Raw genomic sequence first — 14,509 nt, 5'->3', positions numbered from 1 at the left:
GATGCGTCGCGGAAAACACGCCACCTGCCACTGGCCCCATGTTCAAAACCGATCATGCGTCTATAGATTGCTTGTTGGAATGAATCACCTACCCTCACGGGAGGACTGAAACCATCCGGCATCTTTCTCATCCAACCGGATTCTCGCAGCTGTGGCTTCCATCTCGATCAAGCTTCCCGCCAATCTGACCACGGCCCTGGCAGCGCGCCGGCGGCAGGACGAACCCCAGCTTGTACCCTGGCTGGCCGCCTGGATGCTGGCTGACCACCGCATCGGTGGCGGCACGCTACCCGGCGAACTGGGCGACACCGCCAGCCTGCTGGCGCTTGCACGCCAGCACGTGGACAACGGACGCAACACCTGGGAAGGCGAGACCGGGCTGGCGCTGTTCGTCGAGGAAGCCGACCAGACCAGGTTGCCGGCCGAAACCGACGCCGTGAACGCCATGCCTGCTGGGCATGATGCCATCCCGCCCGATACCGAATCGTCGACGTCCCGTAAAAAGGCTGACATTTCGCTGCATTTTGTCGGCGAAGACGTAACCATCTGCTCACCCAGCGGCCGCTACGATGCCGTGGCGCTGCATGGCTGGCGGCGACTGCTGCGCCACCTGCTGATCGAGCTGGTGCTGCAGGGCCCCCAGCAGCTGCGCCAGTTCTCCAATCTGGCCTCCAACATCCGGCCGCTGGTGCTGCAGACCTGGTCCGGTCCCACCGACGGGGACGCGCGCCTGCCGCAGGCCACCGTCATCGAGCGCTTCGACCTGCAGTGCCGACGCCATCCCGATGCCACGGCTGTGCGCATGCCGGGCACGCCCGGCGTCACCTGGAGCTACGAGACCCTGCGCGAGATCTCGCTGCGCCACGCTGCCCGCCTGCAGGCACTGGACGTGGGGGCCGGCGACCGCGTGGCCATGCTGCTGTCGCGCCGGCCCGAAGCCATCGCCCTGATGCTGGGCATCCTGCGCCTGGGTGCCGTCTATGTACCCATCGACCCGGCCAGCCCGGAACAGCGCCTGTCGCTGATGCTGGAAGACAGCCAGCCCACGCTGCTGCTGGTGGATTCGCACACCCAGCCCCATCAGCTGGCGCTGGCCAAGGCACGCGGCATACCGATGCTGGACATCGAGGGCATCGACCACGACGACACTGACACGCTCGTGGGATTCGACACGGTGCCCTGCCTGTCGGAGCGGCTGTCCGAGCAGGAACTGGCCCGGTACGGCAGCCCCGCACGCCAACCCGCGTACGTGATGTACACCTCCGGCTCCACGGGCACGCCCAAGGGGGTGGTCATCCCCCATCGTGCCATCGTCCGGCTGGTCTACCGCCAGTACTACGCGCCGCTGGGTCCGAAGGTGGTGATGCTGCACGCAGCGCCGCTGGCCTTCGATGCCTCGACGCTGGAGATCTGGGGCCCGCTGCTCAATGGCGGCACCTGCGTCGTCCATCCGCAAGCCATCCCCTCCGGTAGCGGCCTGGCCGAGACCATCCGCACCGAACGGGTCAACACCGCATGGCTGACGGCTGCCCTCTTCAACCGCATCGTCGACGAGGATCCGCTGCACCTGCAGGGTCTGCGCACGCTGATGACCGGCGGTGAGGCGCTGTCGCCCCGTCATGTGCGCCGGGCACTACAGGCGCTGCCCGGGCTGCAGCTGATCAACGGCTACGGCCCCACCGAGACCACCACCTTCGCCGTCACGGGGCCGGTGTCCGAACACGATCTGGACAGCCACGCCTCCGTGCCGCTGGGGCGCCCCATCAACTGGACCTACGTGCGCGTGCTGAGCCCGCTGGGCGATGCCGTTCCCCCCGGCCTGACCGGCGAACTCTACATCGGTGGCCCGGGCGTGGCCCTGGGCTACCTGAACCGCCCGGATCTCACGAAGGAACGCTTTGTTGCCGATCCGTTCGGTGGTCCTCACGACGTGCTCTACCGCACCGGCGATGCCGTGCGCTGGCTCGACGATGGCCGCCTGGAGTACCTGGGTCGGCTGGATGGCCAGCTCAAGATCCGGGGCTTTCGCATTGAGCCGGGCGAGATCGAGGCCGTGCTGGCCAGCCATCCGGCCGTGGCCAATGCTGCCATCACCGACGAGTGCCCGCCCAATGGCGAGCGCCGCCTGGTGGCCTGGCTGGTGGCAGCCGCCGGCCAGACATTGCCCGATGACGACGCCCTGCGTGACCACTGCCGCCAGCGCCTGCCCATCTACATGATGCCCGCACGTTTCGTGGCCGTCCCACAACTGCCGATCACACTGAACGGCAAGCTGGACCGCCGCGCCCTGCAGGCCATGGAGACCAAAGACACAACACCCGTAAACTCTGTCGACACAGGTTTTACAGAAGACACGGAGGTTACAGACCGTGACGTAACCGGAATCGATACAGATCTTGCACATTCAAACCAGAATAAACGCGAGATCGCGGCATCCGCTGCGTCATCGACACCACAACCTGTATCCGGCACACCTCGCACGACCGAGACGCCCCCTCGCCCTGATGGCCAGGCAGGTACCGGCAGCCAGGCCCTGACCCCTGCGCTCAAGCGCCGGCTCGAACAGCGCATCATCGCGCTGCTGGAACCCATCCTGGCCATCCGGGGCCTGCGCGCCCACGACAACTTCTTCGAGGTGGGGGGATCGTCCCTGCTGGCCGCCCAGGCCCTGGAAGCCCTGCAGCAGACTTTCGGACCGGCCATCGGCATTGAGGACTTCTTCGGCACCCCCACGGTGACGGCCTTTGCCGCGCGCATCGCGGAAGGCGTGCCGGCCGCCGAGCTGCAGCACATCCTGCAACCTGGTGATGCTGCGGCCCGCCCCGGGCACGCATCCCATCAGGCCCCGGCCGAGACGACCCCGCCTGCCGGAACGCATCCGGACAGCCAGTCTGCCCCTGGTACGGACGACGGCGCCCCGCATGCTGCCCCTGCCGGCCAGGCGAACGTCGCGCCCCCGACGGACGAGGACGAGCGCACCATTGCCATCATCGGCATGGCCGGGCGCTTCCCGGGCGCCGCCAGCATCGAGGAACTCTGGCAGAACCTGATCGCCGGCCGTGACGGCATCCGTCATTTCCGGCCCGAGGAGCTGGACCCCTCCCTGCCCGCCAGCCTCACCGGCGACCCCGACTACGTGGCGGCGCGCGGCGTGCTCGACGACGCGGCGCGCTTTGATGCCGCCTTCTTCGGCATCGGCCCACGCGAAGCCGAGCTGATGGATCCGCAGCAGCGCATCTTCCTGGAACTGGCCTGGCAGTGCCTTGAGCAGGGCGGCCAGGCCCCGCGCGACGGCAACCGTCAGATCGGCGTCTTCGCCGGCATGTACAACGCCACCTACTTCCAGCGTCACCTGCAGCACTACCCGGAAAAGATCGCCGCCCTGGGCGAATTCCAGGTGATGCTCGACAACGAGAAGGACTACATCGCCACCCGCACCGCCAACCGGCTGGACCTGCGGGGGCCCGCCGTCTCGGTGCACACCGCCTGCTCCACCTCGCTGGTGGCCATCGTCCAGGCCGTGCAGGCGCTGCGTGCCGGTCAGTGCCGGATGGCGCTGGCCGGTGGCGTTGCCGTCACCGCACCGGTCAACAGCGGCTACCGCCACGAAGCCGGCTCGATGCTTTCGCCTGACGGCTTCACCCGCAGCTTCGATGCCGATGCCCAGGGCACGGTGTTCTCCGACGGTGCCGCCGTGGTGCTGCTCAAGCGCCTGGCTGACGCCCGCCGCGACGGCGACACCGTATACGCGGTCATCCGCGGCGTGGGCATCAACAACGACGGTGGCAACAAGGCCAGCTTCACCGCGGTCAGCGTGGAAGGCCAGCATGCCGTCATCCGCGCCGCCCTGGACGACGCCGGCGTGCCTGCCCGCAGCATCCAGGTCGTGGAGGCCCACGGTACCGCCACCCCCATGGGCGACCCGGTGGAAGTGCGCGCCCTCACCCGTGCCTGGCGCGAAGAGACCCAGGACACCGGCTTTGCCGTGCTCAGCTCGCTCAAGAGCTACATCGGTCACACGGTCATCGCCGCCGGTGCTTCAGCCACCATCAAGACGGTGATGGCCCTGCAGCACAACCTCGTCCCCGGCACCCTGCACTTCAGGAAGCCCAACCCCGGCCTGCAGCTGGAACAGAGCCCGTTCCGGGTCACCGCCGAGGCCACGCCATGGCCGGCCACCCCCGGCACGCCGCGGCGTGCGGCCATCAGCGCCTTCGGCGTGGGCGGCACCAACGCCCACATCATCATCGAGGAAGCGCCGGCCGACCTGGCGCTCGGTGCCCCTGCAACCGGTACCGTGCAGGCAGCTGCCGCCCCGTCCGCCCATACCGCGGATGCAGCGCTCGCCTTCCTTCCGCTCAGCGCACGCACCCCCACGGCCCTGGCCACCCAGCGTCGCCAGCTGGCCGAGCACCTGCACCGGCTTCAGGCAGCGCAAGCCCGGACGGATGCGGCTGACGATCCTGCAGACAAGAGCGCGACACGCGCCGGCCAGGACGCAGACCCGTTCCTGTCGACGGCGCTTGCCAACCTGAGCGACATCTCCTTCACGCTGGCCCACGGCCGCAGTCCGCTGCCGCATCGCCAGTGCGTGCTGGCCCGAACACTGGACGAGGCCATCGCCGCGCTGGAAAACGACAGCGCCCCCGACCACATCCATGCAACGGCAGCCGCCCAAGGCCCTCTGGTCTGGCTCTTCCCGGGTCAGGGCGCCCAGTACGCTGCCATGGGGCGTCAGCTCTACGAGCAGGAGCCCGTCTTTGCCCGCGCGTTCGATGAAGTGGCCGAGGCCATCGGCCCCCTGCCCGGAGCCAACGGCCATCCGTGGCTGAACACGCTCATCCAGTCCGCCGAGAACAGCGGCCTGCCGAACAACGGACACACACGTCCGGACGACCATACCCCCGGCGGACATCCGGCCGCATCCGGCGCAGCCCCTCAGAACCCGACGCGCCACAGCGGTGCCGACCTGCGTGCCCTCGTCTTTCACGGCAGTGAGGCCGACCTGGCCCAGACGGCGTTGACCCAGCCGGCCCTCTTTGCCATCGAATACGCACTGGCCCGCTGGTGGCAGCACCAGGGGCTTTTGCCCGACCTGCTGGTGGGTCACAGCCTGGGCGAATTCACGGCCGCCGTCATTGCGGGCGTGATGCCGGTGGCCGATGCTGCCCGGCTGGTTGCCCTGCGTGGCCAGCTCATTCAGGCCTTGCCGGCCGGTGCCATGCTGGCCGTACGCCAACCCGCTGCCGAGGTCGCGCCGCGACTGCCTTCGGAGCTGTCGATCGCCACCATCAATGCGCCCGAAGCCTGCGTGGTAGCCGGCCCCGAAGCCGCCATTGAAGCGCTGGCACGGCAGCTGGAAGCCGAAGGCATCGCCAACCAGCGGCTGAAGACCTCGCACGCCTTCCATTCGGCCATGATGGAGCCGGCCGTCTCGCCCTTCGAGCGGGCCGTGTCCCGGGTAAGCCTGTCGGCCCCGACCATCCCCATCGTCTCGGGCCGGACCGGCCGACCGCTGACCGATGCCGAAGCCACCGACCCGCACTGGTGGGCTGCGCAGCTGCGCGACACCGTGCGATTTGCCGATGCCGTGCAGCATGTCCTGGCCGAAAGCCCCGAGAGCACTTTCCTGGAAGTCGGTCCCGGCCGCATTCTGGTCAACCTGGTGCGCCGTGCCGCACCCGCCAGGAAGGCGCCAGCCTGCGTCGCCAGCCTGGAGTCGGCTGATGACGAGGTGAGGTCGCTTGCCCGCGCCCATGCCCGGCTGTGGTGTCTGGATCGCCTGCCGGCGGCCAGCCTCGCCCCGGCCCAGGGCCGCCGCGTCCCGCTGCCCACCTACCCCTTCGAGGGCAAGCGCTACTGGCTGGATGCACCGGCCGCGGACGGGCGGGCCGCCCACATCCCGCCTGCCGCATACGCCACCTGCGGTGCACAGGCCCGCACAGTGCCTCTGGCCGCCGCGCCGTCTGCCAGCACGGCCCCCACCGCGACGAACACGCTTCCGGCCCGTCCGGCGCATCCCGTCGCCGGGGACCAGCCGCTGGCACCGTCTTCCGTGCCGGTGGCCGCATCCGTGGCCAGCACTGACCATCAGGGCCTGATCTCCGCTGCTGAAGCCGCCATCGGCGCCCTGCGTGCTGCCCTGCAGGCGCATGCCGGTCAATCGGTGAAGGCCGCAACACGGCAGACAGCGGATCCGGCCCGACATGCAGCCCCGGACGCTGCCATCCCTCCTGCCACGGTCTGTGCCGCCTCCCCCCAGGCTGCGACGGCCGTCCCATCCCTTTCAGAAAACCCGACCCCTCTCAAGCAGCACACGAACACCATGAGCACGAACGATCGCCAAGCGAGATTGCATCAGGAACTGGCCGATACCATTGATGAAGTCTGCGGAATCACCGTCGGCCCCGAGGACCGCGACAGCGCCTTCGTCGACCTGGGACTGGACTCCCTGCTGCTCACCCAGCTGGCCCTGCAGATCAAGCGCCACTTCAACGCGCCCATCAGCTTCCGCCAGCTGATGACCGACCTGCCCAGCCCCAATGCCGTCGTCCAGCACCTGGACGGCATCCTGCCGGCCGACGCCGCCGTGGCCGCCCCCGCCGCGGACAGCACCGTCGCCGCGGCCCCTCAGCTTCCTGCCGCGGCCGCACCGACGGCCCTGCAGCCGACCATGCCGAGCATGCCCGCCCAGGCCCCGCTGCTGGCCCCGGTCGCCCCGGCAGGCGCCGTCGACAGCGTCTCGTACCTGCTCAGCCAGCAGCTGCAGCTGATGGAAAACCAGCTGCGCCTGCTGACCGGCCAGCCCGCCATGGCAGCATCCGCCCAGGCCGTCATCAACGCCACCGATGCGCCGGTCGCCGCTGCGCCAGCCCAGGCGTCCGCCGTCCCGGCCGTGGCCGCTTCATCCAGCCCCACCCCGAGCAGTGCTGACGCCGACGAGCGTCCCACCGACGATCCGAAACGTGCCTTCGGCGCCATCGCCCGCATCTACCGCCAGCAGCACGACGCACTCACCCCGCGCCAGGAAGCCCGGCTCGATGCCTTCATCAAGCGCTACGTCGACCGCACCCGCGCCTCGCGCGACTACACGCAGAAGCATCGCCCGCACTCGGCCGACCCGCGCGTCGTCAACGGCTTCCGCCCGCGCCTGAAGGAGATGATCTACCAGATCGTCATCGAGCGCTCCAAGGGCTCGCACCTGTGGGATCTGGACGGCAATGAGTACGTCGATGCCCTGAACGGCTTCGGCATGAGCCTGTTCGGCTGGCAGCCCGACTTCGTGCTCGACGCCGTGCGTCGCCAGCTGGACCTCGGCTACGAGATCGGCCCGCAGCACCCGCTGGCCGGTCCCGTCACCGAACTGGTCTGTGAAATGACCGGCTTCGATCGCGCCGCACTCTGCAACACCGGCTCCGAGGCCGTCATGGGTACCGTGCGCATCGCCCGCACCGTCACCGGCCGCGAGCGCATCGCCGTCTTCGCCGGTTCCTACCACGGCATCTTCGACGAAGTGATCGTGCGTCTGGGCGCCCGGGGTCGTGCCATGCCAGCCGCCCCCGGCATCATGCCCAACACCGCCGCCAACGTCGTCATCCTCGAATATGGCGAGCCTGACGCCCTGCAATGGGTACGTGACAACGCCGACAACCTGGCCGCCGTGCTGGTCGAGCCCGTGCAGAGCCGTCGCCCCGACCTGCAGCCGCGCGAGTTCCTGCACGAGCTGCGCCGCATCACCGCTGAATCCGGCTCCCTGCTGATCTTCGACGAGGTGGTCACCGGCTTCCGCACCGGCCCCGGCGGCGCCCAGGCCCACTTCGACGTGCGCGCCGACCTGGCCAGCTACGGCAAGGTGATCGGCGGCGGCTTCCCCATCGGCATCATCGCCGGCAAGCGCCAGTACATGGATGCCCTGGATGGCGGCGCCTGGCAGTATGGCGACGACTCGATCCCCACCGTCGGCGTCACCTACTTCGCCGGTACCTTCGTGCGGCACCCGCTGGCGCTGGCCGCCTGCCACGCCGTGCTCTCGTACCTGAAGGAAGCGGGTCCCGAGCTGCAACGCAAGCTCACCGAGACCACCACACAACTGGCCGATTCGCTCAACGCCTTCTGCCAGGAGCACGGTGCGCCCATCGCAGTCAAGCACTTCGCCTCGGTCTGGCGGATCGTCTTCACCGAAGATCACCCGTACCAGGACCTGCTGTTTGCCATGATGCGCAGCCGCGGCATCCACATCCTCGACAACTTCCCTTGCTTCATGACCACGGCGCACAGCGAGGCCGATGTCGAAGCCATCCGCAAGGCCTTCTGCGAGTCGGTGCTGGAACTGCAGGCCGACGGTTTCCTGCCCGGCAAACCCGTGCAGAATGCCGCCGACGCGTCTGCCAGCTTCGACCCCACCAAGCCGCCGGTACCCGGTGCCCGCCTGGGGCGTGACGCCCAGGGCAAGGCCGCCTGGTTCATCGCGGACCCCGACCGGCCCGGCAGCTACATGCAACTGAAGACCAGCGTCTGACCCACATAACCACAAGAAGGCATCGACGGACACCCTGGCCCACACCCCGGCCGGGGTGTCCGCCGAAATGACCCCACATTCCACCAGAGAGAAAAGCCATGAGCCACGAATCCAACCCCTCACACCCGCTGCCCGCCGGCCTGGTGGGCGTGGCGGTGGATTTCGACCCCTTCGCGGCCGACCCTGCTGCCGCAGCCATCGAACAGGTCATCACGCCCACCGATGCCCAGCGCGAGGTCTGGCTGGCCGATCATCTGGGCCGCGAAGCCTCACTGGCCTACAACGAAGCCGTCGAGCTGGACCTGCGCGGCCCGCTCGACGATGCTGCCGTCACCCGTCTTCAGGGCGCCTGCCAGGCCGTGCACCAGGCCCATCAGGCCCTGCGCGCCGTCTTCAGCGACGACGGCTCCGAAATGCTGGTGCAACCCGCCGACGCAGCTCCGCTCGTCTTCGATGTGGTGGATCTGCGCATGCAGGACGAATCCACCCGCAACCGGCGCTTGACCGACTGGCGCCAGCAGGTGGTCACCGCCCCCTTCGACCTGGGCAAAGGCCCGCTCTTTCGCGCTCACCTGCTGCGTCTGACCGACCAGCATGGCGTGCTGCTGCTGGCCGCCCATCACCTGGTCTGCGATGGCTACTCCTTCGGCATCGTGCTGCGTGACCTGGCGCGCGCCATGCGAGGCGAACCCCTGGCGTCATCCGCCTACGCCGACTACGCCGCCGACGAAGCCCGCTTTGCCCAAAGCGCCGAAGCCGGCGCCAACGTGCATTTCTGGACCGGCCGCTACGCCAAGGACGTCCCCGTCACCGATCTGCCCACCGACCACTCGCGCCCTGCCCGTCGCCAGGTCGCGGCCAACCGCATCGACCACCTCATCCCGGCCGCCGACTTCGAGCGCCTGCAGCAGGCAGCCCGCAGCCTGCGCATCAGCCTGTTCTCGCTGCTGCTGGGCGGCTTCGAACTGCTGATGTCGCGCCTGACCAGCAGCCCCGATGTGGTGGTGGGCGTGCCCGCCGCCGGCCAGATGGCGGCCGAGCTGCCCGACATCGTCGGCCACTGCGTCAACCTGCTGCCCGTGCGTGGCCGCATCGATACCGAAGCCACTGCCGCCGACTGGCTGGCCGGCGTGCAGCGTGAACTGCTCGATGCCTTCGACCACCAGCGCTTCACCTTCGGCACCCTGCTGCGTCACCTGGCACTGCGGCGCGATCCGTCCCGGCTGCCGCTCGTGTCGGTGATGTTCAACCTCGACCAGCGACTGGATCCGGCGCTCACCGCACTGCCCGGCTTCGACACCACCATTCACCCGGTGGCCCGTCGCTTCGAGAACTTCGAGCTGTTCTTCAACCTCACCCCGCTGGACACCGGCCTGCGCATCGAATGCCAGTACAGCACCGCGCTCTTCGACGATGCCAGCATCCAGCAGTGGCTGCAGAGCTACGCCGCCCTGCTGGCCGGCATCGCACAGAACCCGCAGCGCCCCGTCGGCCACCTGCCCGCGCTGGATGCCGAGCAGCAGGCACTGCTGGCCCGCTGGAACCGGACGGAACACGAACAGGGTCTGGGCCGCACCCCGGTGGCCCTGCTCGACCGCATCGGCATCACCCAGCCCCGGAAGACCGCTCTGGTCGATGCCCGCCATCAGCTCAGCTACCGTGCCCTGCTGGATGCCAGCCACCAGCTGGCCCTGCGCCTGCAGGAATACGGTGTCGGCCCCGACAGTCGCGTCGGCCTGTGCCTGACCCGTGGCGTGGCCATGGTGGTGGCCCAGTGGGCCGTCTGGCGTACCGGTGCCGCCTACGTGCCGCTTGATCCGCACTTCCCGCAGGATCGCCTGTCCTACATGGCCGAAGACGCCGGCCTGGCCCTCGTCCTGGCCGATGCCGAGACCGTCGAGGTCTGTCAGCAGTTCAACTGGCCGGCCGAGCGCACACTGACCATCTCGGCCGACGAGCTGGTCCAGGATCTGCCCGCCAGCGGCGAGATCGAGAAGCGCCTGGACCTGTCCCGCCCCGAAGCAGCCGCCTACGTCATCTACACCTCCGGCTCCACCGGCAAGCCCAAGGGCGTGGCCGTGCCGCATCGCGCTGCCGCCAACCTGCTGCTGTCCATGCAGCGCAAACCCGGCATCCGCGCCAGCGACCGGCTGCTGGCCGTCACCACGCTGTCCTTCGACATCGCGCTGCTGGAGCTCATCACCCCGCTGATCGCCGGTGGGACCGTCTACGTGGCCGACCGCGACGACACCGGCGACGGCCATCGCCTGGCCGAGCGCCTGCAGCAATGGAACATCACCGTCATGCAGGCCACTCCGGGCACCTGGCGCCTGCTGCTGGCCGCTGACTGGCAACCGACCGAAGGCTTCCGTGCCCTGGTGGGTGGCGAACCGCTGCCGCTGGACCTGGCACGCGACCTCACCGCGCTGCCACTCACGTTGTGGAACATGTATGGCCCGACCGAGACCACCGTCTGGTCCACCTGCTGGCAGGTTCCGCCGCAGCCGTCGTACATCCGCATCGGCGGCCCCATCGACAACACCCGCATCCACATCGTGGACGCCCATGGCCAGGAGGTGCCGGTGGGCGCAGCCGGCGAGATCGTCATTGCCGGCGAAGGTGTGGCGCTGGGCTACCTGAACCGCCCTGAACTCACCGAAGATCGGTTCATTCCGGATGATTTCATCAAGAATCATTCGGAACAGAATCAATCTGCACATGTCGTCGGACGTCGTGCCTACCGCACCGGCGACAGCGGCCGGTGGCACCACGACGGCACGCTGGAGCACCTGGGACGTCTGGACCACCAAGTGAAGGTGCGCGGCTACCGCATCGAACTGGGCGAGATCGAATCGGTACTGTCCACCTTCGAGGGCATCACCCAGGTCGTCACCATCGTGCGCGAGGACGTGCCCGGCGATCAGCGCCTGGTCGCCTACATGGTGTCCGACGATCCCGAGGCCGCCCCGCGCGAAGCCAACCGTGAAGAAGCCAGCGCCCTTCGCAGCCACCTGCGCAAGCAGCTGCCCGACTACATGGTGCCGCAACACTTCGTCTGGCTGCCCACCTTCACGCTGCTGCCCAACGGCAAGATCGACCGCAAGGCCCTGCCCCGGCCTGACCAGCTGGCCCGCAGCATTCCCAACCGGCATGCCAGCACCGTCATGCCCCAGCCATCCGCCAGCGCCCGGAATGCAGCACCGCGTTCGTCCGAACCGGCCGCCCGCCCCGGTGCCAGCGCACCCGCTGCCAGCACGCCCCCGGCAACGGCAGGCGAAGCGGCTGCTGCCACGATCGCCGCAGCCTCCGCGGCGCCCGCGCCGACCAGCTCGCCCGCACAGGCTGCTGCCTCGGCGCCCACGCTGCTGCCCCGCGTACGCGCGCTGATGGCCGAATACCTGCGCCTGCCCGAAGTGTCCGACGACGACGACTTCTTCGCCGTGGGTGGTCATTCGCTGCTGGCCGCCCAGCTGCTGCAGGCGCTGGGCCGTGAGCTGGGCCGCAAGCTTCCGCTGGCGGCGCTGTTCGAGGCCCCGACACCACTGCAGCTGGCTGCCTGGCTGGAGGGGGGCGAAGGGCAGCCTTCCGCTCAGGCCACCGAGCAGCCTGCTGCCCCCGCCGCCAGCCACGTGCCCGCTGCCGAGCCGGCCGACACCATCACCCGTCGCGCTGACCGCAGTGTCGCGCCGCTGTCGCTGATGCAGCAGCGGCTGTACTTCCTGGAGTCGATCAACCCCGGCACCCCGGTCTACAACACACCGTCGGCCCACCGTCTCACCGGCAAGCTGAATGAATACGCCTTCCAGCGTGCATTCAACCAGCTGATGCAGCGCCAGCCGATCCTGCGCACCGTCATCGACACCGATGCCCAGGGCATGCCCGAGCAGCGCGTGATGGACAACCTGCAGGTCTCGCTCTTCCCGGCGATGGACCTGAGCAAGCTGCAGGGCCAGGCCCAGGAAGCGGCCCTGCGTCATGCCATCGATTCGCTGGCTCAGGAACCGATTCCGCTGCACGGCGCACCGCTTTTCCGCACCCGCATGTTCCGGCTGGGCGAAGAGCAGCACGTCTGGTTCTTCATGCCGCACCACATCATCTGGGACGGCTGGTCCTTCGACCTGCTGTATCAGGAAATGGCGGCCCTGTATGCACACCAGATGGAGAAACCCGGCGCAGCCGATCCGCTGCCGCCGCTGGCCATCGATTACGGCGATTTTGCCGGCTGGCACCACCAGTTCCTGAAGAGCGACACGCTGCAGAAACAGGTCGACCACTGGCTGTCGATCATCGATCCGAAACTGCCGCCTCTGGACGTTCCGGCCGACCGCAAGCGCCCGGCCCGCATGAGCGGCCTGGGCAGCACTGAATGGCTGTACCTGCCCGAGCCCCTGGTGGCCCGGCTGCGCGAGCACGCCCGCCAGCAGCACACCACCCCGTTCATGACGCTGCTGGCCGTCTGGGCCCTGCTGCTGCACGGCCTGTCGCGCCAGCCCACGCTGCGCATCGGCACCCCCGTGCGTGGCCGTGAGCTGCCCGAGCTGGAGCAGGTGATGGGCTTCTTCGTCAACGCCCTGCCGCTCACCTTCCACTTCGGCAACGATCAGGCCTCGTCCCATGCAGGGGCCCACGCCAGCCCGGATAGCGCCACGCCTGCCGGCATGGCGGCTGGCGCCGGTGCCCGCGAGCACGCTCCGCGCACCATCCGCCAACTGCTCGAACAGGTCCGCCAGACCGTCGTGACCGCCTTCGGCAACAGTGATGTGCCGGCCGACCGCATCCTGCAGGCCATGGGCCCGTCCCGTGACGAGTCCCGTCCCCCGCTCTGGCAGGCCTTCTTCTCGTTCCAGGAAGCCACGGCACGCCAGCTGCAGTGGGGCAACCTGCACGACAAGCCGCTGTACGTGCTGCAACCGGGCACCGCCGAGGACCTGGGACTGTGGTTCCTGGCCAATGGCAACCACCTGGTGGGCGGCCTGCAGTACAACACCGACATCTTCGACGCACTGCGAGTGCGCCGGATCGCCGAGGCCTACCAGCTACTGCTGACCTGCTGGCTGGACAGCACGCCCGACACCCCGCTGGCGGACATGCTCACGCATATTCCGACGGCCGTGCTCTGTGGGGTCGACCATCCGGTCACCACCCTGCCGTCCACGCCGACGACCACGTCCCGGGCCGCTGCCCCCCAGCCTTCGTCGGCCGCACCGGTGCACCAGCCCGGCTTCGGTGAAGAGATCGGCATCGAGAAGGCGACCCGCACGGCCCCCTCAGGAGCCGCGCCGGTCCGGGAAGGGATCGGTACCGGGCACGCAGCCGCTCGTGAAGTGATCGCGGCTGCCCAGGCCTCGGCAGCCGCCAACACGCCGGCAACCATGCCTGCGACCGCTGCGGCATCTGCCACCGAGCAAGGTAGCAGCGTGCAGACCCAGGCTGCCCCGTCCCCGGATGCCGCCGCAGATGGTGCGGCCACGGCCGAAGCGCCTCTGCCCGCCGAAGAGGCGGGTTCGATGGAAGCCACGCTGACCGGCGTCTGGGCCGACCTGCTGGGCACCGATGACATCCGGTCCGATGACAACTTCTTCGACCTGGGCGGCCACTCGATGCTGGTGATGCAGGCCATCGCCCGCATGGAGGTGCTCACCGGCCGTCGCGTCAACCCGCGCCGCTTCGTCTTCGAGACGCTGGCCCAGGTGGCCCACGCGTATGAAGAGGCCCAATCCGGCCCCGCGCCCGAGGCGGACACCGCCGGCAAGAAAGGCGGCCTGATGGCCCGCATGCTGGGCGGCCTGCGCAAGCGGCACTGATCCGACGCGCCTTGAAAGCGTCCTGAATGGCGCCCGACAGGGGCGGCCCGACGAAGATGTCGGGCCGCCCCTGTGCCTTTTGGGGAGCACTGAAGGCCGGGTGATGGCGCCGACGACCGCACGTTACCGATGATCAGGAACCCGCAGCCCGAAGACCAGCCGGGCCGATGCATGCCCATCATCGACT

The 14,509-nt window shown here is 68.9% G+C and carries 2 protein-coding genes; both read left to right on the top strand.

All coding sequences use genetic code 11. The features are described from left to right. Positions 1-151 precede the first annotated feature (151 nt). Complete coding sequence (locus EL249_RS13560; RefSeq protein ID WP_005673253.1) at positions 152-8,518, top strand: type I polyketide synthase; 8,367 nt, start codon at positions 152-154, stop codon at positions 8,516-8,518. A gap of 98 nt (positions 8,519-8,616) precedes the next feature. Continuing rightward, positions 8,617-14,322, top strand: coding sequence for a non-ribosomal peptide synthetase (locus EL249_RS07910; RefSeq protein WP_005673255.1), 5,706 nt, complete (start codon positions 8,617-8,619; stop codon positions 14,320-14,322). Positions 14,323-14,509 lie beyond the last annotated feature (187 nt).

Origin of the sequence: Lautropia mirabilis (assembly GCF_900637555.1) — a bacterium.
Taxonomy (GTDB): domain Bacteria; phylum Pseudomonadota; class Gammaproteobacteria; order Burkholderiales; family Burkholderiaceae_E; genus Lautropia; species Lautropia mirabilis.
Note: the sequence above shows the minus strand (reverse complement) of the source record. Positions and strands in the feature narration are given on the sequence as shown.

Excerpts from the sequence above, each read along its gene's own strand:
- EL249_RS07910 (WP_005673255.1), top strand. The coding sequence starts at position 8,617 with ATGAGCCACGAATCCAACCCCTCACACCCGCTGCCCGCCGGCCTGGTG.